Consider the following 20,490-nt stretch of genomic DNA (forward strand, 5'->3'; position numbering starts at 1 on the left):
GCGAACTCTCCACTACAGAAAAGGACTCACCACGTGACCGAGCTCATCTACGACGCCGACGCCGACCTCTCCATCATCCAGTCCAAGAAGGTCGCGATCGTCGGCTACGGCTCGCAGGGCCACGCGCACGCGCAGAACCTCCGCGACTCCGGCGTCCAGGTCGTCATCGCGCTGAAGGAGGGGTCGAAGTCGACCGCCAAGGCCGAGGACGACGGCTTCGAGGTCAAGAGCGTCGCCGACGCCGCGGCCTGGGCCGACCTGATCATGATCCTCGCGCCGGACCAGCACCAGCGCGCGATCTACAGCGAGCAGATCGCCTCCGCGCTGACCGAGGGCAAGACCCTCGCCTTCGCGCACGGCTTCAACATCCGCTTCGGCTACATCGAGGCGCCCGCGGGCGTCGACGTCATCCTCATCGCGCCGAAGGCCCCCGGCCACACCGTGCGCCGCGAGTTCGTCGCCGGCCGCGGCATCCCGGACATCATCGCCGTCGAGAACGACGCGACCGGCACCGCGTGGGAGACCGCGAAGTCCTACGCGAAGGCCATCGGCGGCACCCGCGCCGGCGTCATCAAGACCACCTTCACCGAGGAGACCGAGACCGACCTGTTCGGCGAGCAGGCCGTGCTCTGCGGCGGCACCTCGCAGCTCGTCCAGTACGGCTTCGAGACCCTCGTCGAGGCCGGCTACCAGCCCGAGATCGCCTACTTCGAGGTGCTGCACGAGCTCAAGCTCATCGTCGACCTCATGTGGGAGGGCGGCATCGCCAAGCAGCGCTGGAGCGTCTCCGACACCGCCGAGTACGGCGACTACGTCTCCGGCCCGCGCGTCATCGACCCGCGTGTGAAGGAGAACATGAAGGCCGTCCTCGGCGACATCCAGAGCGGCGCCTTCGCGAAGCGCTTCATCGGCGACCAGGACGCGGGCGGACCCGAGTTCCAGGAGCTGCGCGCCAAGGGCGAGAAGCACCCGATCGAGGAGACCGGCCGCGAGCTGCGGAAGCTCTTCGCCTGGAAGCAGACCGACGAGGACTACACCGACGGCAGCGTCGCGCGCTAGTCGCACCGCGTCGACCGGGGGAGCCCCGGCCCGACGAGGGACCCGTCCACCGGGATCCCCTCGCCGGGCCGGGGCTCCTCCGCGTCCGGGGCGCGACTACCGCTCGAGCTCGCGGACGAGACGGCGGAGACCGCCCTTCGGCGGGACGAGGACGGGGTCCGGCCACCGGGGCGAGAGGTGGTCGCCGAGCGTCACCCGGCGCAGCTTGCGGCCGACGAGGGGGAGGACCCAGTCGGCCGCCCAGCGGCGCTGCTCGCGCAGCCGCGCGCGGAGGCGGAGCGGCTCGGGAGCGTCCCAGGGCCCGGTCGAGATCGTGTGCGGCACGCCGAGCGTGTCGAGCACGCGGCCAGCCAGGACGCGGTGGCCGCGCTTGGAGAGGTGCATCCGGTCGGGCGACCAGAGCACGGGGGAGTGGAACTCCCGCATCGCCCAGTAGTCGACGAGGATCGCGCCCCGCTCGCGGGCGATCCGGCGGACGGCGCTGTTGTAGAGGTGGTTGCGGCGCAGGAACATCCGCGGGGCGGGCAGTCCCGGGATGTCGACGCCGGTGAAGAGCACGAGGGAGGCGCCGGTGGTCGCGAGCGCGTCGACGAGCGCCTCGTAGCGGGTGATCAGATCGACGGTGTCGGTGCCGAGGTCGAGGATGTCGTTGCCGCCCGCGTACAGCGTGATCAGGGTGGGGCGGAGGGCGAGGGCGGGCGCGAGCTGGTCCTCGGTGATCTGGGCGAGGCGCTTCGAGCGGACGGCGAGGTTCGCGTACTCCCAGCCCGGCTCGGCCTTCGCCAGACGCTCGGCGACGCGGTCGGCCCAGCCGCGCACCCCGTTCGGCAGGCGCGGGTGCGGGTCGCCGACCCCCTCCGTGAAGGAGTCGCCGAGGGCGACGAAGCGGCGGCGGCGGTCGTCCATCCGCTCAGCCTCGCCCCCGGGGGAGGACGCGGGGTGTCCGCCGGGTGTCGGGGAGGCGGCGGCGGGCTCCGAGCCTCCTGCGAGGTGCGCGCGGCTAGGGTGTTGCGGTGATCGATGGTGGACCGGGCCGCTCCCCGGAGGACGACGACGCGGCGACCCCGCCGGCGGACCGCGGGCCGGACGCCGGCCCGGAGGACGACGCCGACGACGAGGCCCTGGAGTGGGCGGGCGAGGGCGCGGACCCGACGCTCGCCGCGGGGACCGCGCGCGTGCGCCGGACGCCCCGCACGGTCGCGGGGGCGGGCCCGGCGGACGACGGCTCGGACGACGACGACTCCGAGGACGAGGACCCCGCCGACGAGGCCGCGTCCTCGTCCGCTCTGCTGATCGCCGCGGGCATCGCGGCCGGCCTCTACCTCCTGTACGCCATCGCCTGGGCGATCACGGCGACGCGGCAGTCGCCGGTCGCCGCGGCCGGCTTCGCGGGCGATGCGCTCGGCGGCGCCCTCTACTCGCTCGGGCTCTGGCTGGCGGTCCTGGCGCCGCCGGTGTGGTTCGCCGTGGCGCTCCTCGCCACCCGCGACGCCCGGGTGCGCATCCGCGTGCTCTGGCTGGTCGCCGGACTCGTCCTCCTCGCTCCGCTGCCGTTCCTGAAGGGGGCCTGATGACCGACTCGACCCGGGCCACCCTCGGCGGGACCGGCCGGCGCGACCGGCCCGGCCGGCGCCTGGCCGCCTCCGTCCTCGTCGCCGTGGTGTTCGCGCTCTTCCTCGCCTGGGACGTCTGGGAGGCGGTCGGCAACCTGATCGGCCTGCGCAGCTACGCGGCCTCCCTCGGCACCGACCTGAATCCGACGGGCTGGGCGGTGCTCCTGCTCGGCCTGGTGCTGCCGGTCGCCTGCTTCGTCGTCGCCGTCCTGCTCGGCCGCCGCCGGGGGCTCCCGGCGCGCGTCGGACTGCTCGCGGCGGCCCTCTGCCTCTCGGCGGCGCTCTCGCTCGACGTGCAGCTCGTCCTCGGCGTCGAGAGCCTGGTCTCGCTGAGCTGACCGGCGGCGTCACACGGCGCGGGGCGCGCGCACCCCTCCGCTACAGTGACGGGGGGCTGCCGACGCCCCCGCCTCGGTGCCCGCTCCGTCCCCTCTCCGAAGGAAGCGCCTCTCGTGACAAAGCCGGTCGTCCTGATCGCCGAAGAACTCTCGCCCGCCACCGTGGACGCGCTCGGTCCCGACTTCGAGATCCGCTCCGTGGACGGCACCGACCGCCCGGCGCTGCTCGAGGCCCTCGCCACGGCGCACGCGATCCTCGTGCGCTCCGCGACGCAGGTCGACGCGGAGGCGATCGCCGCGGCCCCCTCGCTCCAGGTGATCGCCCGCGCCGGTGTGGGCCTGGACAACGTCGACATCACCGCCGCGACCGCCGCGGGCGTCATGGTCGTGAACGCGCCGACCTCGAACATCATCTCGGCCGCCGAGCTCACCGTCGGCCACATCCTGAGCCTCGCCCGCCACATCCCCGCCGCGCACAGCGCGCTCGCGCAGGGCCTCTGGAAGCGCTCGAAGTACACGGGCGTCGAGCTCTACGAGAAGACCGTCGGCATCATCGGCCTCGGCCGCATCGGCGCGCTGATCACCGCGCGCCTGCAGGCCTTCGGTGTGAACGTCGTCGCCTACGACCCCTACGTGACCAGCGCCCGCGCGCAGCAGCTCGGCGTCACGCTCCTCTCCCTGGAGGAGCTGCTGGCCGAGAGCGACTTCATCACGATCCACATGCCGAGGACCCCCGAGACGACGGGCATGATCTCGGACGATCAGCTGGCGCTGATGAAGCCGTCGGCGTTCATCGTGAACGTGGCCCGCGGCGGCCTCATCGACGAGGACGCGCTGCACCGCGCGCTCGTCGCGAAGACCATCGCCGGCGCCGGACTCGACGTGTTCGTGAAGGAGCCGCCGACCGGATCGCCGCTGCTCGCCCTCGAGAACGTGGTCGTCACTCCGCACCTCGGGGCCTCGACCGACGAGGCGCAGGAGAAGGCCGGCGTCTCGGTCGCCCGCTCGGTGCGCCTCGCGCTCTCGGGTGAGCTCGTGCCGGACGCCGTGAACGTCGCCGGCGGCGTGATCGACGAGTACGTGCGCCCCGGCATCCCGCTGGTCGAGAAGCTCGGCCAGGTCTTCTCGGGCCTCGCGGACTCGCCGGTCACCTCCATCGACGTCGAGGTGCGAGGCGAGCTGGCCGGCTACGACGTGAAGGTCCTCAAGCTGGCGGCTCTCAAGGGCGTGTTCACCAACGTGGTCTCGGAGACGGTGTCCTACGTCAACGCGCCGGTGCTCGCGGAGCAGCGCGGCATCGAGGTGCGCCTGATCACGGAGCCGGTCTCGGACGAGTACCGCAACGTGATCACGCTGCGCGGCGCGCTCTCGGACGGCTCGCAGATCTCGGTCTCGGGCACGCTGACCGGCACCAAGCAGGTCGAGAAGATCGTGGCGATCAACGGCTACGACGTCGAGGTCCCCCTCGCGAAGCACCTCGTCGTCATGAGCTACGTCGACCGCCCCGGGATCGTCGCGGTCTACGGCCGCGAGTTCGGCGACGCCGCGGTCAACATCGCGGGCATGCAGATCGCGCGCACCGAGGCGGGCGGCAAGGCGCTCTCGGTGATCACCATCGACTCCCCCGCCCCGGACGGCCTGCTCGAGAAGGTCCGCGTCGCGATCGACGCCGACCTCATGCAGGAGATCGACATCACCGAGCAGTGAGCACGCGGCGGTTCGCTCAGGTCGACGTCTTCGGCGCCGCGCCGTTCCGGGGCAACCCGGTGGCGGTCGTCGTCGACGGCGACGGCGTGGGCGACGCCGCGATGGCGGAGTTCGCGCGCTGGACGAACCTCTCCGAGACGACCTTCCTCCTCCGCCCGAGCGATCCCGCGGCCGACTACCGGCTGCGGATCTTCACGCCGGGCGGGGAGCTGCCCTTCGCCGGGCACCCGACCCTCGGGAGCGCGCACGCCTGGCTCGCGGCCGGAGGGACGGCCCGCGCGGCGGGGGAGCTCGTGCAGGAGTGCGCCGCGGGTCTCGTCCGACTGCGGGTGACGGAGGAGGGCATCGCCTTCGCCGCCCCGCCCCGCCGGCGGACCGGACCGGTCGACGAGGCGACGCTCGAGCGGGTGGCTGCGGCTCTGCGGATCCCGCGCGCGGAGATCCTCGACCACGAGTGGGTCGACAACGGTCCCGGCTGGCTGGCCGTGCGGCTCGCCTCGGCGGAGCAGGTCCTCGCGCTGCGGCCGGACCAGGCTCTCCTCGCCGGGCTCCCCGTCGGCGTCGTGGGCGAGCATCCGGCGGGAGGCGAGTGCGCGGTCGAGGTGCGGGCGTTCATCCCCGACGCCGGTGTGTCCGAGGACCCGGTGACGGGGAGCCTCAATGCGGGGATCGCCCAGTGGCTGATCGGCAGCGGCGTGCTGCCCGAGCGCTACACGGCCGCTCAGGGGGCGGCGTTGGGCCGAGCCGGGCGCGTGCGCGTCGAGAGCACGGACGGCGCGATCTGGATCGGCGGCGCGACGGTGACCCTGATCGACGGAGTCGTCGAGCTGTAGCGGGTCCGCCGGGGCGGCGCGGCTCAGCTCCCGAGGAGGCGCTGGACGACCGCGAGGACGTCCTCGGCCTCGCCGCGCGACTGCGAGCCCGTGGGGAGCAGGGCGGAGTTGTAGTAGAGCCCGTCGCTCATCAGGACGATCGCCCGGGCGACGAGCGGGTCGCCCACGGCGTCGGCGACCACCTCGTTCCAGCTGTCGTGGATCCGCGCGAGGCCGCCGCTGGCGCGCTCGTCGTGCCCCTGCGCGATGCGCGACACGGCGAGGATCGTGCGGTCGAAGGCCGAGTCGGCGGCGAAGGAGGTGCGCAGCAGGTAGGCGACCACGCCCTCGGGAGCGGCGAGGCTCTGCGCGACGTCCGCCTCCCGCCGCGCGTCGAGGCGCTGCAGGAGCCCGTCGACGAGGGCGTCCTTCGAGGGGAAGTGGTAGAGCAGCCCGCCCTTGGAGACTCCGGCCTCGCGGGCGACGGCGTCGAGGGTCGCGGCGCGCTCGCCCTGCTCGATGAGGAGCTGCTCGAACGCGTCGAGGACGCGGTCGCGGGCGGGGGCAGGAGGCACGGCGACCATCCTACGGCGCATCAGTGGCGACTGTACCGGCCGGACGGTATACTCTCTCCGTTCTCCTCTGAAAGGTCGTCCCCGTGTCCGCGCGTACCGCTCCCGTCTCCACCCACGACACCGCCGGCGCCGCCGACCGGGTCGGGCGACGCGCCTGGGTGGCGCTCGCGGTGCTGATGCTCCCGGTGCTGCTGGTCTCGGTCGACAACACGGTGCTGAACTTCGCGCTCCCCTCGATCGCCGAGGATCTGGGGCCCTCCGGCACCGAGCTGCTGTGGATCGTCGACGCCTACCCGCTGGTGCTCGCGGGCCTGCTGGTGGCGATGGGCAGCCTCGGCGACCGCGTCGGGCGGCGGCGCCTCCTGCTGGTCGGCGCGGTCGGCTTCGCCGCCGTCTCGGTCGTGGCCGCGTTCGCTCCCACCGCCGCGGCGCTCATCGGCGCCCGCGCGGCACTGGGCTTCTTCGGCGCGATGCTGATGCCCTCGACGCTCTCGCTCCTGCGCAGCGTCTTCCCCGACCGCGACCAGCGCCGCCTCGCGATCGCGATCTGGGCGACCGGCTTCGCCGTGGGCTCGGGCATCGGCCCGCTGGTCGGCGGCGTGCTGCTCGAGCACTTCCCCTGGGGGTCGGTGTTCCTGCTCGCGGTGCCCGTGCTGCTCCCGCTGGTCGTCCTGGTGCCGATCCTGGTGCCGGAGTCGCGCGACCCGCAGCCCGGCCCGGTCGACGTGGTCAGCATCCTGCTGTCGCTGGCGACCATGGCGCCGGTCGTCTACGCGGTGAAGTCCTTCGCCGAGCACGGGATCGACGCGGTCGGCGTCGCGGCGCTCGTCGTGGGCGTCGTCTCGGGAGTTCTGTTCGTCCGCCGCCAGCAGCGCCGGGCCTCGCCGATGCTCGATCTCTCGCTCTTCCGCCGCGGCTCGTTCAGTGCGGCGATCGTGGTCAACCTCCTCAGCGTCACCGCGCTGGTCGGCGGGCTCTTCTTCCTCTCGCAGCACCTGCAGCTCGTGGTCGGGCTCTCGCCGCTGGAGGCGGGCCTCGTGCTCGTGCCGGGCCTCGCCGTGATGATCCTGGCCGGGCTCGGCGTGGTGCCGATCGCGCGCCGCGTCGCTCCGCGCCTCGTCGTCCCGGCCGGACTGCTGGTCTCGGCCGTCGGGTACATCCTGCTGGCCCTCGGCAGCGGGGCGCCCGGAGGAGCGTCCGCGCTCACCGTCGCCGTCGCCTTCGCGTTCCTCGGCCTGGGCATCGGTGCGGCCGAGACGGTGTCGAACGAGCTGATCCTGGCCAACGCGCCCGCCGACAAGGCCGGTGCGGCCTCCGCCGTCTCCGAGACCGCCTACGAGCTCGGCGCCGTCCTCGGCACCGCGACGCTCGGCACCGTCCTCACTGCCGTGTACCGCGGGGGAGTCGTGCTGCCCGAGGGCCTCGACGCCGCGCAGGCGCAGCAGGCCGGGGAGACCCTCGGCGGCGCCGTCTCGGTCGCCGGCGAGCTGCCCGCCGACTCCGCCGCGAGCCTCGTCGCGTCGGCGAGCGCGGCGTTCGACTCGGGCGTCGGCTGGTCGGCCTGGCTCGGTGTCGTCCTCGTGCTGGCCGCCGCCGCGGTCGGCGCCTGGCGCCTCCGCCGGAGCTGACGCTCCTCCTCTCCTCCCGAGGGAGGCCGCCCGGGACGCGCAGCGACTCCCGGGCGGCCCCTCGCCCGCCCGGCGGGGCGCGTGCCCCGGACCGCGGCGCGGGCGGGCCGCGAGTACGCTGGGGGGACTCCGACCCCGTACGCCTGAGGACCGCCATGCCCCGCACCGTGAAGCTCGCCGTCATCCCCGGAGACGGGATCGGGCCCGAGGTGACCGCCGAGGCCGTCAAGGTCCTCGACGCCGTCACCGCCGACTCCGACCTGGTGCTCGAGACGACCACCTTCTCGCTCGGCGCCGCCCGCTACCTCGAGACCGGCGACGTCCTCACCGACGAGGACCTCGCGGCGATCGCGGGGCACGATGCGATCCTCCTGGGCGCCGTCGGCGGAGCACCGGGCGACCCGCGCCTCCGGGACGCGAACATCGAGCGCGGACTGCTGCTGCGGCTGCGCTTCGAGCTCGACCACTACGTCAACCTGCGGCCCACCCGTCTCTACGCGGGCGTCCCCTCGCCGCTCGCGGCTCCCGGGGAGGTCGACTTCGTGGTCGTCCGCGAGGGCACCGAGGGGCCCTACGTCGGCACCGGCGGCTCGATCCGGCAGGGCACCCCGCACGAGGTCGCCAACGAGGTGTCGGTCAACACCGCCTACGGCGTCGAGCGCGTCGTCCGCCACGCGTTCGAGCTCGCCCGCACGCGTCGCTCCCGGCTGACGCTCGTGCACAAGACGAACGTCCTCGTCTTCTCCGGCTCGCTCTGGAAGCGGATCGTCGACGAGGTGGGGGCCGCCTTCGAGGACGTGGCCGTCGACTACCTCCACGTGGACGCCGCCACGATCTTCCTCGTGACCGACCCTGCTAGGTTCGACGTCATCGTCACCGACAACCTCTTCGGCGACATCCTGACCGATCTGGCCGGCGCGATCAGCGGCGGCATCGGACTCGCGGCCTCGGGCAACATCAACCCCGACGGCGCGTTCCCCAGCATGTTCGAGCCGGTCCACGGATCCGCGCCCGACATCGCCGGACGGCAGCTCGCCGACCCGACCGCCGCGATCCTCTCGGCCGCGATGCTGCTGGACCACCTCGGCCGGAGCGACGAGGCCGCCCGCGTCACCGCGGCCGTGACCGCCGACATCGAGTCGCGCGACGGCACCCCGCGCTCCACGGCCGCGATCGGCGACTCCGTCGTCGCCCGCCTCCGCTGATCCCCCGCAGAAGGACACCACCACGATGAGCACCGACTCCGCCCCCGCCGACCTCGCGTTCGAGGTGACCGCCGCCCCCGCGCCCCGCTCCGCCGAGGAGCGCGCCCGGATCCTCGCGAACCCCGGCTTCGGCATGCACTTCACCGACCACATGGTCGGCCTCCGCTGGACCCGCGCGGACGGCTGGCACAGCGCCCGCGTCGAGCCCTACGGCCCGCTCGCGCTCGATCCCGCCGCCGCCGTCCTGCACTACGCGCAGGAGATCTTCGAGGGGATGAAGGCCTACCGCCACGAGGACGGCTCCGTCTGGACCTTCCGCCCGGAGGCGAACGCGCGCCGCCTGCAGCGCTCGGCCCGCCGCCTCGCGCTGCCGGAGCTCCCGACGGACCTCTTCGTCGAGTCGCTGCGGCAGCTGATCGCGGTCGACGGCGACTGGGTCCCCTCGGAGCCGGAGACCAGCCTCTACCTGCGCCCGTTCATGTTCGCGCAGGAGGCGTTCCTCGGCGTGCGCGCGGCCGAGGACGTCGGCTACTACGTGATCGCCAGCCCCGCCGGCGCCTACTTCTCGGGCGGCGTCGCCCCCGTGTCGATCTGGCTCTCCACCTCCTACGCCCGGGCGGGCAAGGGCGGCACGGGAGCGGCGAAGACGGGTGGCAACTACGCCTCCTCCCTCCTCCCGCAGCAGGAGGCCTACAGCCACGGCTGCGCGCAGGTCCTCTTCCTCGACTCGCAGGAGTCGCAGTGGATCGAGGAGCTCGGCGGCATGAACGTGGTGCTGGTGAAGAAGGACGGCACGCTGGTCACCCCGGAATCGGACTCCATCCTCGAGGGCATCACGCGCGACAGCGTCCTGCAGCTTGCCGAGGACCGCGGCCACCGCGTCGAGCGGCGCCGCGTGAGCATCGACGAGTGGCGCGACGGGGTGGCCTCCGGCGACGTGGTCGAGGTGTTCGCCTGCGGGACCGCCGCCGTGATCACCCCGATCGCCGAGCTCAAGGGCGAGGGCTTCTCCGTCGGCCGCGAGGGCGCGCCCGCCGGGGAGCTCACGATGTCGCTCCGCGAGGAGCTGACCGGCATCCAGTACGGACGCCGCGAGGACACGCACGGATGGATGACGAGGCTGGACGCATGAAGATCGCACGATTCGCCACGCAGCGCGACGGGGACAACGGGGGAGCGATCCACTTCGGGATCGTGGACGAGGACGACCTGGTCGTGCTCGCCGGCGACCCGATGTTCGCCGGGTTCGACACCACGGGGGAGCGCATCCCGATCGCGGAGGCGAAGCTCCTCGCGCCGGTGATCCCGCGCTCCAAGGTCGTCGGCATCGGGAAGAACTACGCCGACCACGCGGCCGAGATGGGCGGCGACGCCCCGGCGGAGCCGCTGGTGTTCCTCAAGCCGAACACGTCGGTCATCGGCCCGGACGAGGCGATCGTCCTCCCCGAGGACAGCCAGCAGGTGGAGTTCGAGGGCGAGTTGGCGATCGTGATCGGCGCCGTGGCCCGCAACGTCCGCGCGGAGGACTACGAGGACGTGGTCTTCGGGTACACGATCGCCAACGACGTCACCGCGCGCGACCTCCAGCGCTCCGACGGCCAGTGGGCGCGGGCGAAGGGCTACGACACCTTCTGCCCGCTCGGTCCGGTCATCGAGACCGAGTTCGTCTGGAACGAGAGCGCGATCGAGACGCGCGTCAACGGGCGCGTGCAGCAGTCGGGCAGCACCGGCGACATGATCCACGGGGTGCCCGAGCTCGTGGCCTACGTCTCGCGCATCTTCACGCTCCTCCCCGGGGACGTGATCCTCACCGGGACGCCCGCCGGCGTCGGGCCGATCGCGAACGGGGACACCGTCGCGGTGGACGTCGAGGGCATCGGCACGCTGTTCAACCCGGTGGTCGTCCGGCGCTGAGCCCGGGCCCTCCTCCGCGGAGGGACGAGCGCCTCCGGCCCGCAAGGATCCTCGGATCCGGCGGGCCGGACGCGTCCGAGCGGGACGTCAGTCGGCGCTCGCCGGGTCGCTGCCGACCGCGCCCTCGGTCTCGTCCGGCAGGTCGGCGTCGCCGGAGACGGTGTCCCCTCCGCTGTCGCCGTCGGTCACGGCGTCCGTGACACCGCGGTCGATCGCGGTGCCCCCGGGAACGGCCTCCGCTGCGGAGGCGTCGGCCGCGTCCTCGCCGGGCAGCACCGTCTGCGCGCCGCCGGTGTTCGGGGCGGCGTCGCCGCCGGATCCGGGAAGGTCCTCGTTCACGCGTCGGGGCTCCAGCCCAGCACGCGACGGGCCCCTCCGCAGGACGTTGACAGCGCGGGGGCGAGGGGGCAGAGGCGGGCCGCGAGGCCGGGCGACGCGCCTTCACCGTGCTCCCCGGCGCTGTCAAGCGGACTGCCTCCGAGGCCGTCTGGTCGTAGCGTCGAGCTATGAACTCCTCCCGCACCGACTCCGTCAGCCGCATCGCCCGGGAGGACTTCGGCTGGTCGTCGCTGCTCCCCGGTCAGCGCGAGGCGATCGAGTCGGCGGCCTCCGGGCGCGACACGCTGCTGGTGCTGGCGACGGGCGGCGGCAAGTCCGCGGTCTACCAGATCGCCGGAGCCGAGCGCGGCGGCGTCGTCCTGGTCGTCTCCCCGCTCGTCGCCCTGCAGGCCGACCAGCTCGCCGCGATCGAGGCGGCTCCGGCGGCCCCGCCCGCCGTCGCGATCAACTCCTCCCAGGGCGCCGCGGCCGTCGCCCGCGCCTGGGACCGGATCGACGAGGGCGGCCCGCTCTACGTGCTCCTGGCGCCCGAGCAGCTCGCCAAGTCCGAGAACGTGGCGCGCCTGGCGGCCGCGGGAGTGTCGCTCCTGGTCGTCGACGAGGCGCACTGCGTCTCATCCTGGGGCCACGACTTCCGCCCCGACTACCTCCGCCTGGCCGATGTGCGCGGCGAGCTCGGCGACCCGCCGGTGCTCGCGATGACCGCCACCGCCTCCGGGCCGGTGCGCGACGAGATCATCGAGCGCCTCCGGATGACCGACCCCGAGATCCAGGTGCACGGCGTCGACCGTCCGGAGATCCGGCTGGTGGTGCACCGCCACGAGAGCGAGAACGAGAAGCGCGCCGCCGTGGTCGAGGAGGCCCGCAGCTGGACGGCTCCGGGCCTGGTCTACGTCGCCACCCGCAAGGAGACGGAGGCCTACGCGGCCGACATCGCGGCGGAGGGGCGCCGGGTCGCGGCGTACCACGCCGGACTCAAGGTGTCCGAGCGCAAGGTCGTGCACGAGCAGTGGCGCGCCGGCGAGCTCGACGTCGTCGTCGCGACCTCGGCCTTCGGGATGGGCATCGACCGGGCCGACGTCCGCTTCGTGCTGCACGCGACGACCACCGAGTCGCTCGACGCCTACTACCAGGAGATCGGCCGCGCGGGCCGCGACGGCGAGCCGGCCACGGGCGCGCTGCACTACCGCGCCGAGGATCTGGGTCTCCGCCGCTTCTTCGCCAAGCGCTCGGTCGACAAGGCCGCGCTGCGCGTGATCTGGGCGGCCGTCTCGGAGCAGCCGGGGCTCGACACCGCGGCTCTCGCGAAGGAGCTGGGGAAGCCGGCCCGCACGATCGCCCGGATCGTCAACGATCTCGCGGACGCGGGGCTGGTGGAGACCGGCTCCGGACTGCGCGCGACGCGCGAGGCCTCGGGCGACGAGGCCGTGCACGCGGTGAAGGAGGCTCTGGCCTCCCGCGAGCGGATCGCGGAGTCGCGCCTGTCGATGATGCGCGCCTACGCGGAGACCAGCCAGTGCCGCCGCCGAGTCCTGCTGGACTACTTCGGCGTGGAGTCGGCCGAGTGGTGCGGCAACTGCGACGGCTGCGAGCGGCACGAGGCGAGCGGCGAGACCGTCGAGGCGCCCGTGGACGCCCCTCTGAGCGTCGACGAGTCGGTGGAGCACCGCGAGTGGGGCGCCGGCACCGTGATGAGCGTGGAGGCCGACCGGGCGACGATCTTCTTCGAGTCCGAGGGCTACAAGGTGCTGTCGTTCCAGGCGCTCGAGTCCGGCGTCCTGCGCGAGCGCGAGCACGCCTCCGCCTGACCCCGGCTCTCCGCGCCGGCCGATCGCCGCTCGCGGGACGCCGCTCCGGTACGACAGGCACGGCGTGCCGTGCACCGGAGCGGCGTCCCGCGGAGGGGGTCAGACCTTCGAGACGGCCGAGCTCACGTCGGTGGGCTTCTCGTAGTCGCCGTCCGGGATCGCACGGAGGGCCTCGAGGACGTCGCCGTCCGCGCCCTCCTTCTCCGCGGTCTCGACGATCGTGTCCTTCGAGGCGGGGTAGTCGATGCCCGAGAGGTACTTCTGGATCTGGATCGGGTTGGGTGCGTCCATCGTGCTGTCCTTTCGTCGCCTTGCTGAGTGTTACGAGTGCTCTTCGGCGAAGAGCCGGTCGAAGGCGTCGACGCGCCGGTCGGTGACCGTCGTGGGCGTCTCGAGGTGCACGGCGCCGCTGGGCACGAGGCCCGCGCCGCCGAAGCGCTCCATGACGCGCCACTGCGCGGCGACGTCCTCACCGCTGTGCTCCGGGGGCAGCTGCTCCCAGAAGTCGAAGCCGCCGACGGCCAGGAGGGCGTCGCGGCGGTAGAGGACGCACGCGCCCAGCCAGGCGACCCGGTACGCGCGCCAGGCGCCCTCCGGGACGTCGAGGCGGGCGGCGACGTGCGTGAGATTCGCCGCGTTGTGCAGCGGCCAGCGCTCGAACTCAGGGGTTCCGCGCCGCACCCGCTCGGGCTCGACGCGCTCCTCCCAGGTCTCGAACGACTCGGTCTCGTGCGGGCGCACGTCCTCGAGGTAGGACAGGCCCTGCACCGCGGAGCCGACGAAGCCGCAGTCGAGGCGCTCGAGGGCCTCGTGCAGCCGCGAGAGCGTGCCCGGCTCGAGCCACACGTCGTCGTCGAGGAAGAGGACGGCCGGGGCGGTGGCGAGGGAGAGGAGGTAGTGCCTCTGCTCCGCGAGCCCGCGCCGGGGCAGGTGCCGGCGCACCACCGGAGCCCGGCCCTGCGCCTCCAGCACGCGCAGCATCGCGAGGATCGTCGGGTCGCTCTCGGCGACCGCGTCGTCGGACTGGTCGCTCACGATCACGCGGAAGGGCGGGTCGTCCTGAGCGGCGAGTCCGGCGAGCGTGGCGGCGAGCTCGGCACGGCGGCCGACCGTCGGCACCAGCACGTCGATCAGCGGCTGCCGGGGAGCCTCCGGGACCCCCCAGCGCCCGGACCACCGGCGGCTGGTCACGGCGCGGCCGATCGGATGCGCTGGACCATCTCGGTCGTGGAGTGCTCCGAGACGTAGCCGACCGTGGTGACGACGCCCCCGTAGGAGCGCACGACGGCCGCCTCCGCGAGCATGTCGGGGTTGTAGTCCCCGCCCTTCACGTAGACGTCGGGCTGCACGCGCTCGAGCAGCGGGATGGGGGTGTCTCCGCCGAAGAGCGTCACGTAGTCGACGCAGCCCAGCTCGGCGATCACGCCCGCGCGGTCGCCCTCCGGGTTGATCGGCCGTCCCTCGCCCTTCAGCCGCCGGACGGAGTCGTCGTCGTTCACCGCGACCACGAGCACGTCGCCGAGCTCGCGGGCCTGGCGGAGGTAGGCGGTGTGGCCGCGGTGCAGGACGTCGAAGCAGCCGTTGGTGAACACCACGCGGCGACCGCGGCGCGACTGCTCCGCGAGGACCTCGACGAGGGCGTCCTCGCCGAGCACGACGGCGCCGGGAGCGGCGAGGGAGGCGAGCAGGTCGTCGCCCGAGCAGACGGAGGTGCCGGGGCGCTGCACGACCACGTCGGCGGAGGCCTGCGCCAGATCGACGGCGGTGGCCAGGGAGCGGCCGGCGGCGAGGGCGAGGGTGGCGGTCGCGGCGAAGGTGTCGCCGGCGCCGGACGCCTGCTTCTCCTCCGCTGGCTGAGCGAAGGTGCGGCTGACCGTGCCGTCGGCGTCGAGGGCGGTGGAGCCGTCCCGGTCGAGGGTGACCACGACGTGCCGGGCGCCCGAGCGGGCGCGCAGGTCGTCCGCCGCGTCGCGCACGGCGGCGGCCCGCTCCGTCCCGCGGCCGAGGGAGCCGCCGAGCAGCCGCTCCGCCTCCTTGGCGTTCGGAGTGACGAGGTCCGGCCGGGCGAAGGCCCAGTCGGAGAGCTCGTGCGCGTCGACCACGAGGAGGCCGGGGCGCTCGACGGCGAGCAGGCGCTCGACGGCCTCGCGGAGGATCCCCGAGCCGTAGTCGCAGACCAGGACGGCGTCGGCGCCCGCGGCGGCCTCGGCGGCGGCACCGGCGAGCAGGGCCAGCTCGTCGTCGGCCGGGCGGTGCGGGCCGGAGTCGACGCGCAGCATCACGCTGTCGCCGCCGACCACGCGGGTCTTGATCGTCGTCGCGGCGCCGGTGCGGACGACCCGGGAGGTGTCCAGGCCGGCCCGGTCGAGGGCGCGCACGAGCCGGTCGCCCTCGGAGTCGCGTCCGGCCACACCGACCGTGCGGACGACGGCGCCCAGCGCGCGCAGGTTGGCGGCGGTGTTGGCGGCCCCGCCCGCGACGTCGACGACGTCCTCGAGCCGCAGGACCGGCGCGGGCGCCTCCCGCGTGACGCGCTCCGCCTCGCCGAGCCACCAGGAGTCGAGGATGAGGTCCCCGATCACGGCGACGACCGGTGGGCGCTCGTGGACGTGCGCCAGGAGGGCGCTCGCCCGCTGGAGCGCCGAGCCCTCGAGGCTCATCGCGCGCCTCCCGGCAGGACGGGCAGGCCGAAGTGCACGACCGTGGTGGTGGTCATCTCGTCGAGCAGCTCCGGGCCGTAGCCGAAGCCGGAGCCGGATGCTCCGCGGGGCTGGGCGCTGCCGCCCGGCGCTCCTCCGAAGACGCCGTTGACCTTGACTGTGCCGACCGGCAGCGTCGCCGCGGCGCGGTGAGCGTGCTCCATGTCGGCGGTGAGGATCGAGGCGGCCAGGCCGTAGGGGCTCGCGGCGGCCAGGTCCAGGCCCTCGTCGAAGGAGTCGACGACGCGGATCGGCGCGACGGGCCCGAAGGTCTCCTCCGTCATCACCAGCATCGACTCGGTGCAGTCGGCCAGGACGGTCGCGGGGTAGAAGGTGCCGTCCCCGGGAGTGCCGCCGGTGAGGGCGCGCGCGCCGCTGCCGAGCGCCTCCGTGACGTGCTCGTGGACGGCGTCGCGCATGCGGGCGTCGACGAGGCGGGGGAGCGGGCCCGCGCTCCAGCGGTCGGCCTCGGCGACCAGCGCCGCCGTGAACGCCTCGGCGATGTCGCGGTGCACGTAGATCCGCTCGACGGAGGTGCAGATCTGGCCGGCGTTGGCGAAGGCGCCCAGCGCGGCCTGCTCGGCGGCCCAGACCGGATCGACGTCGCGGTCGACGACGAGCGCGTCGTTGCCGCCGTTCTCGAGGATCACGTGCGCGCCGGTGACGGCGGCGACCCGGGCGAGCGCGCGGCCGGTGGCGGTCGAGCCGACGTGGGCGAGGACGTCGACGCCCTCGGTGCGCGCCAGCTCGTCGCCGACCGCCCCGTCGCCCTCGACCAGGGTCAGCACGCCCTCGGGCAGCGCCTCGGCGAGGATGCTCGTGAAGAGGGCGCCCGTGCCCGGACTGCGCTCGCTCGGCTTGTGCACGACGACGTCACCGGAGACGATCGCGGCGCCCAGGAGGCCCGCAGCGACGGCGACCGGGTCGTTCCACGGAGTGAGGGCGAGCACGACACCGCGCGGGTGCGGCAGGGCGAGATCGACGTTGAGCGCCCCTCCGCGCAGGCTCCTCCCGCGGTGCAGCGGGCCGAGCTCGGCGTACTGGAGCAGCGTGTCGACACCGGCGCGGACGCCGCCCAGGGCGTCGCCGGCGGGCTTGCCCGTCTCCTGCGTGTTGAGGTCGGCGAGCTCCTGCTCGCGCTCGGCCACGCGGTGGGCGGCGGCACGGAGCAGGGCGCCGCGCTCGGCGGGCGCGGTGGCGGCCCACGCGGGGAACGCGGTCCGCGCGCGGCGGACGGCGTCGGCGGCGGTCGTGGCGGGGGTCGTGATGTCGATGGTCACGGTCACCTCTCGGTCGGGGGCGCCCGCGGAGTGGCGGACGCATCCGTCCGGTACCCGGGTGGTGCGCGCCTAGACACGCCGCCTCGGGAATCCGCCCCCGGATCGGCGACGAGGGCTCGCCGCCGATCCGGTTTCGGATCGGTCCCGGCGGGGAAGTGGAGGAGTGCACCGTCCCCGGAGCGGCGCCCGCGCGCCCTCCGCACCTGAGAGGAACCCGTCGTGGTCGCCATCGCCCCCCTCCGAGAGCCCTTCGCCGGAGTCGAGAGGATCGCCGTCCTGCGCGGCGGCGGACTCGGCGACCTGCTGTTCGCGCTGCCCGCCGTCGACGCCCTCGCGGCCGCCTACCCGGGAGCCGAGATCACCCTGCTCGGGACGCCCGCGCACCGGGTCCTGCTGACGGGCGTCGAGTCGCCGATCGCCGACGTCGAGATCCTGCCGGTGGCGCAGGGCGTCCGCGACGGAGAGGGGGAGGACCCCCGGGTCGTCGAGGACTTCACCGAGCGGATGCGCGCGCGCCGCTTCGACCTGGCCGTGCAGCTGCACGGCGGCGGGCGCTACTCCAACCCGTTCCTCCAGCGCCTCGGCGCGCGCCACACGGTCGGGTCGCGCACCGACGACGCCGCGGAGCTCGAGCGCACGATCCCCTACGTCTACTACCAGCACGAGATGCTGCGGGCGCTCGAGATCGTCGGGCTGGCAGGAGCGCCCGCGACACGCCTCGAGCCGGCGCTCGCCGTGGATCCGGAGCGGCGGGACCGCCTCGCCGCGGCGCTGCCCGCGGGCGGACCGCTGGTGCTGATCCACCCCGGCGCGACCGATCCCCGCCGCCGCTGGCCCGCCGCCTCCTTCGCCGCCGTGGCGACGGAGCTGCTGGCGGACGGCGCGCGCGTGCTGGTGGTGGGCGACGCCTCGGACGTGCCCGCCGCCGACGAGATCGTCGCCGGAGCGCCGGGAGCGGTCTCCTGGGCGGGCGTCGTGGACCTTCCGGACCTCGCTCCGCTGCTCTCGCTCGCCGACCTCGTGCTCGGCAACGACTCCGGACCCCGCCATCTCGCCGCCGCGGTCGGCGCTCCGACGGTCGGGATCTTCTGGGTGGGCAACGCGATCAACGCCGCGGCCCTCGGGCGGCAGCGCCACCGGGTGCAGCTGAGCTGGACCACGCACTGCCCGGTCTGCGGGCGCGACGCCACGCAGGTCGGCTGGACCGCTCCGCGCTGCGAGCACGACGTCACGTTCGTCGGCGACGTGCGCGTCGAGGCGGTGCTCGAGGACGTCCGCGGGGTGCTCGCCTCCACCCGCTGAACCGCGAGACGCCACCTCGGTACGCGACGCGCCGGGGCGTGCGGACCGAGGCGGCGTCTCGCGGCGGGGGATCCGGGGCGCGCCCGGATCAGCGGATCACGGCCAGGACGGCTCCTCCTCGTGCGTGATGACGAGCTCGCGGACCTCGCAGCCGCGCGGCTGGCCGAGGACGAACATGACGGCGTTCGCCACGTTCTCCGGGTCGTTCAGCAGCGCGTCCGGACCCGGCTTGTACTGCGCGTCGCGGTCGTCGAAGAAGCGCGTCTTCATGCCCGACGGGATCAGCGTGGTCACTCCGATCTCGCCCTTGGTCTCGGCCGCGAGCGCGCGGGTGAAGCCGAGCACGCCGAACTTCGAGGCGCAGTACGCGGTCGCGTCCGAGACGGCCTTGATCGCGAGCGAGGAGGCGACGGTGACGACGCGGCCGTGGGTCTCGGTGAGGAAGGGCAGGGCCGCCCGGACGACGGCCGCGGTGCCGAGGAGGTTGACGGAGATGACGCGCTCCCACTCCTCCGGCTCCACGTCCACGAGGCGGCCGCAGCGGTCGATGCCGGCCGCGGTCACGACGGCGTCGAGCCCGCCGTGCTCGCGGGCGATCTCGACGACCGCCTTCTCGGCCTCGCGGGTCTTCGCGACGTCGACCTGGTAGGCGGCGACGCCCTCCTTCACCGACGAGACGTCGCGGTCGAGCACGATCGGGGAGCCGCCGGCGGCGGCGACCGCGGCGGCGACGGCCGCACCGAGCCCGGAGGCTCCTCCGGTGATCAGGACGCGGCCGATGGGGGTGGGAGTGGTGCTCATGGTTTCCTTCCGGGGGTGGTCTGCGGGCCTCGTGGGCCGCGGGTCAGCCGACGCGCGCGAGCGCGGCGGCGAGATGGGTGGTCGAGCGGCCCGGGTGGTACGGCACGGTCAGGACCCGGCCGCCCCACTCCGCCACCGTCGCCGTCTCGGGGAGGGACTCGGCGGAGTAGTCGCCGCCCTTCACCCAGACGTCGGGGCGGATGCGGCGCAGCGCCTCGTCCGGCGTGTCCTCGCCGAAGACCAGCACGGCGTCGACGCACTCGAGCGCGAGCAGCAGGTCGACGCGGTCGTCCTCGGGGATGATCGGCCGCGCCGCGCCCTTGAGGCGCCGGACGGAGTCGTCCGAGTTGAGGCAGACGATCAGGCAGTCGCCGAGAGCGCGTGCTGCGGAGAGGGTGCGGGCGTGGCCGGCGTGGAGCAGGTCGAAGCAGCCGCCCGTCGCGACCACCGTTCCTCCTGCCGCGCGGACGGACTCGGCGACGCGCAGGGCGTCCACCCCGCCGCCGTGGAGGGGTGCGGGGTCGGCGGGAGCGGAGAGGGAGGCGACCCCTCCCGCGAGGAGGTAGGCGCCGGCTGCGGCGACCGCCGCCTGCACCGCCTCCGACGTGCTCGCACCCTCGGCGAGGGCGACGGCGGCGGAGGCGGCGAACCGGTCGCCCGCGCCGCACGGGTCGGTGGGCGGCACGGCGACGGCCGGTGCGACGACCGGGACGCCGGCGCCGCGGGAGCGCAGCAGTGCGCCGGAGGATCCCATCGTCACGGTGACCGCACCGCAGCCCCAGCGCTCGAGGAGGGTGGTCGCGGCGGACTCGGCGCGCGTCACTCCGCGGCCGACGGCTCCCGAGAAGGCGGTGGCCTCGGCCAGGTTCGGGGTGGCGAGGGAGGTGGCGGCGACCGGCTGCGAGCCTCGCGGGTGCGGATCCCACACCAGCGGCACGGTGAGCGCGTCGAGCGCCGTGCGGAGCGACGGCTCCTCGGTCAGGCGGCGGCCGTAGTCGGCGACGATCACGGCGTCGGCGTCGGCGAGCGCGGCGAGCATCGCGTCGGTGACGCCGGGGACGGGCGGCGTCTCGCAGCCGCGGTCGATCCGCACGACGGCCTGGCCGGAGGCGGCGACGCGGGTCTTCACCGGCGTCGGCGCTCCCGAGGGCCCGGCGACCAGGCGGACGCCGGACAGCTCGGCGCGCAGCTCCGCCACGTCCGGATCCGAGTCCTCGGCGAGCGCGGTCACCAGCGTCACCTCGTGCCCGTCGCGGGCGAGCATCCGGGCGACGAGCCCGGCACCGCCGGCGCGGGCGCTGCGGGCCGACACGTCGACCACGGGGACGGGGGCGTCCGGGCTCAGCCGCTCGGCGGGTCCGGAGAGGTCGACGTCGAGCATCACGTCGCCGACGACGACGAGGCGCAGGC

The 20,490-nt window shown here is 74.3% G+C and carries 20 protein-coding genes; 11 read left to right on the forward strand and 9 right to left on the reverse strand.

All coding sequences use genetic code 11. From position 1 onward, the window contains the following. Positions 1-33 precede the first annotated feature (33 nt). Positions 34-1,059 carry a ketol-acid reductoisomerase gene (gene ilvC, locus C5D09_RS04685; protein ID WP_104223539.1) on the forward strand — a complete coding sequence of 342 codons (1,026 nt, stop codon included), beginning with the start codon at positions 34-36 and terminating at the stop codon, positions 1,057-1,059. A 96-nt stretch (positions 1,060-1,155) separates the two neighbouring features. On the opposite strand, the gene C5D09_RS04690 is transcribed toward ilvC, so the two are convergent. Beyond that, positions 1,156-1,965, reverse strand: a complete 810-nt coding sequence (locus tag C5D09_RS04690) for an SGNH/GDSL hydrolase family protein (RefSeq protein ID WP_104223538.1) — start codon at positions 1,963-1,965, stop codon at positions 1,156-1,158. A 107-nt stretch (positions 1,966-2,072) separates the two neighbouring features. Between C5D09_RS04690 and C5D09_RS04695 the strand changes: the two genes are divergently transcribed. The 4 genes from C5D09_RS04695 to C5D09_RS04710 all read left to right on the forward strand — a co-directional run bounded on the left by C5D09_RS04695 (position 2,073) and on the right by C5D09_RS04710 (position 5,550). After that, positions 2,073-2,630: a hypothetical protein gene (locus C5D09_RS04695; protein WP_104268714.1), complete on the forward strand. Its 558-nt coding sequence runs from the start codon at positions 2,073-2,075 to the stop codon at positions 2,628-2,630. Then, positions 2,630-3,010 carry a hypothetical protein gene (locus tag C5D09_RS04700; RefSeq protein ID WP_104268715.1) on the forward strand — a complete coding sequence of 127 codons (381 nt, stop codon included), beginning with the start codon at positions 2,630-2,632 and terminating at the stop codon, positions 3,008-3,010. Before C5D09_RS04695 ends, C5D09_RS04700 begins: the two co-directional genes overlap by 1 nt. A 114-nt stretch (positions 3,011-3,124) precedes the next feature. Beyond that, entirely contained in the window at positions 3,125-4,717 is a 1,593-nt protein-coding gene (gene serA / locus C5D09_RS04705; protein WP_104223535.1) for a phosphoglycerate dehydrogenase, read from the forward strand. Then, entirely contained in the window at positions 4,714-5,550 is an 837-nt protein-coding gene (locus C5D09_RS04710; RefSeq protein ID WP_104268716.1) for a PhzF family phenazine biosynthesis protein, read from the forward strand. The genes serA and C5D09_RS04710 overlap by 4 nt, the downstream gene beginning before the upstream one ends. A gap of 23 nt (positions 5,551-5,573) precedes the next feature. Here the strand turns inward: C5D09_RS04710 and C5D09_RS04715 are convergent, their stop codons facing one another. Beyond that, positions 5,574-6,113: a TetR/AcrR family transcriptional regulator gene (locus tag C5D09_RS04715; RefSeq protein WP_208543367.1), complete on the reverse strand. Its 540-nt coding sequence runs from the start codon at positions 6,111-6,113 to the stop codon at positions 5,574-5,576. Positions 6,114-6,187: 74 nt separating this feature from the next. Between C5D09_RS04715 and C5D09_RS04720 the strand changes: the two genes are divergently transcribed. The 4 genes from C5D09_RS04720 (at position 6,188) to C5D09_RS04735 (ending at position 10,851) form a co-directional block, all read left to right on the forward strand. Continuing rightward, positions 6,188-7,732: an MFS transporter gene (locus C5D09_RS04720; RefSeq protein ID WP_258063629.1), complete on the forward strand. Its 1,545-nt coding sequence runs from the start codon at positions 6,188-6,190 to the stop codon at positions 7,730-7,732. Positions 7,733-7,887: 155 nt separating this feature from the next. Then, a complete protein-coding gene (locus tag C5D09_RS04725; RefSeq protein ID WP_104223533.1) occupies positions 7,888-8,937 on the forward strand; it encodes a 3-isopropylmalate dehydrogenase in 1,050 nt (349 codons plus the stop codon). A gap of 25 nt (positions 8,938-8,962) precedes the next feature. Continuing rightward, entirely contained in the window at positions 8,963-10,069 is a 1,107-nt protein-coding gene (locus C5D09_RS04730) for a branched-chain amino acid aminotransferase (protein ID WP_104239273.1), read from the forward strand. Next, positions 10,066-10,851, forward strand: coding sequence for a fumarylacetoacetate hydrolase family protein (locus C5D09_RS04735; RefSeq protein WP_104233223.1), 786 nt, complete (start codon positions 10,066-10,068; stop codon positions 10,849-10,851). The genes C5D09_RS04730 and C5D09_RS04735 overlap by 4 nt, the downstream gene beginning before the upstream one ends. A gap of 87 nt (positions 10,852-10,938) precedes the next feature. Here the strand turns inward: C5D09_RS04735 and C5D09_RS04740 are convergent, their stop codons facing one another. Next, positions 10,939-11,190 carry a hypothetical protein gene (locus C5D09_RS04740; RefSeq protein ID WP_104268717.1) on the reverse strand — a complete coding sequence of 84 codons (252 nt, stop codon included), beginning with the start codon at positions 11,188-11,190 and terminating at the stop codon, positions 10,939-10,941. Between the two features lie 167 nt (positions 11,191-11,357). Between C5D09_RS04740 and C5D09_RS04745 the strand changes: the two genes are divergently transcribed. Next, positions 11,358-12,998: a RecQ family ATP-dependent DNA helicase gene (locus C5D09_RS04745; RefSeq protein ID WP_104268718.1), complete on the forward strand. Its 1,641-nt coding sequence runs from the start codon at positions 11,358-11,360 to the stop codon at positions 12,996-12,998. 99 nt (positions 12,999-13,097) lie between these two features. On the opposite strand, the gene C5D09_RS04750 is transcribed toward C5D09_RS04745, so the two are convergent. The 4 genes from C5D09_RS04750 to C5D09_RS04765 are packed head-to-tail and all read right to left on the reverse strand — an operon-like array spanning position 13,098 to position 16,977. Continuing rightward, a complete protein-coding gene (locus C5D09_RS04750) occupies positions 13,098-13,289 on the reverse strand; it encodes a DUF2795 domain-containing protein (protein WP_104223528.1) in 192 nt (63 codons plus the stop codon). Between the two features lie 30 nt (positions 13,290-13,319). Continuing rightward, positions 13,320-14,189: a glycosyltransferase family A protein gene (locus tag C5D09_RS04755; protein WP_219812158.1), complete on the reverse strand. Its 870-nt coding sequence runs from the start codon at positions 14,187-14,189 to the stop codon at positions 13,320-13,322. Next, entirely contained in the window at positions 14,186-15,658 is a 1,473-nt protein-coding gene (gene rfaE2, locus C5D09_RS04760; RefSeq protein WP_104268719.1) for a D-glycero-beta-D-manno-heptose 1-phosphate adenylyltransferase, read from the reverse strand. Before rfaE2 ends, C5D09_RS04755 begins: the two co-directional genes overlap by 4 nt. Continuing rightward, complete coding sequence (locus tag C5D09_RS04765; protein WP_258063235.1) at positions 15,655-16,977, reverse strand: aldehyde dehydrogenase; 1,323 nt, start codon at positions 16,975-16,977, stop codon at positions 15,655-15,657. Before C5D09_RS04765 ends, rfaE2 begins: the two co-directional genes overlap by 4 nt. Before the next feature lie 219 nt (positions 16,978-17,196). Here C5D09_RS04765 and C5D09_RS04770 point away from each other — a divergent pair, with 219 nt between their 5' ends. Next, on the forward strand, positions 17,197-18,279 hold the full coding sequence (locus C5D09_RS04770; RefSeq protein ID WP_104268721.1) for a glycosyltransferase family 9 protein: 1,083 nt from the start codon (positions 17,197-17,199) through the stop codon (positions 18,277-18,279). A 96-nt stretch (positions 18,280-18,375) separates the two neighbouring features. Here C5D09_RS04770 and C5D09_RS04775 read toward each other — a convergent pair whose 3' ends face one another. Beyond that, on the reverse strand, positions 18,376-19,080 hold the full coding sequence (locus C5D09_RS04775) for an SDR family oxidoreductase (RefSeq protein ID WP_104268722.1): 705 nt from the start codon (positions 19,078-19,080) through the stop codon (positions 18,376-18,378). Positions 19,081-19,123: 43 nt separating this feature from the next. Then, a complete protein-coding gene (locus C5D09_RS04780) occupies positions 19,124-20,488 on the reverse strand; it encodes a PfkB family carbohydrate kinase (protein ID WP_104239116.1) in 1,365 nt (454 codons plus the stop codon). Positions 20,489-20,490: the final 2 nt, after the last annotated feature.

The organism is Rathayibacter sp. AY1C9, from assembly GCF_002932315.1.
GTDB lineage: Bacteria > Actinomycetota > Actinomycetes > Actinomycetales > Microbacteriaceae > Rathayibacter.

Coding starts and splice junctions, on each gene's coding strand:
- C5D09_RS04730 (WP_104239273.1), top strand. CDS start 8,963: ATGAGCACCGACTCCGCCCCCGCCGACCTCGCGTTCGAGGTGACCGCC.
- C5D09_RS04725 (WP_104223533.1), top strand. CDS start 7,888: ATGCCCCGCACCGTGAAGCTCGCCGTCATCCCCGGAGACGGGATCGGG.
- C5D09_RS04735 (WP_104233223.1), top strand. CDS start 10,066: ATGAAGATCGCACGATTCGCCACGCAGCGCGACGGGGACAACGGGGGA.
- C5D09_RS04690 (WP_104223538.1), bottom strand. CDS start 1,965: ATGGACGACCGCCGCCGCCGCTTCGTCGCCCTCGGCGACTCCTTCACG.
- C5D09_RS04775 (WP_104268722.1), bottom strand. CDS start 19,080: ATGAGCACCACTCCCACCCCCATCGGCCGCGTCCTGATCACCGGAGGA.
- C5D09_RS04745 (WP_104268718.1), top strand. CDS start 11,358: ATGAACTCCTCCCGCACCGACTCCGTCAGCCGCATCGCCCGGGAGGAC.
- C5D09_RS04750 (WP_104223528.1), bottom strand. CDS start 13,289: ATGGACGCACCCAACCCGATCCAGATCCAGAAGTACCTCTCGGGCATC.
- C5D09_RS04700 (WP_104268715.1), top strand. CDS start 2,630: ATGACCGACTCGACCCGGGCCACCCTCGGCGGGACCGGCCGGCGCGAC.
- rfaE2 (WP_104268719.1), bottom strand. CDS start 15,658: ATGAGCCTCGAGGGCTCGGCGCTCCAGCGGGCGAGCGCCCTCCTGGCG.
- C5D09_RS04715 (WP_208543367.1), bottom strand. CDS start 6,113: ATGGTCGCCGTGCCTCCTGCCCCCGCCCGCGACCGCGTCCTCGACGCG.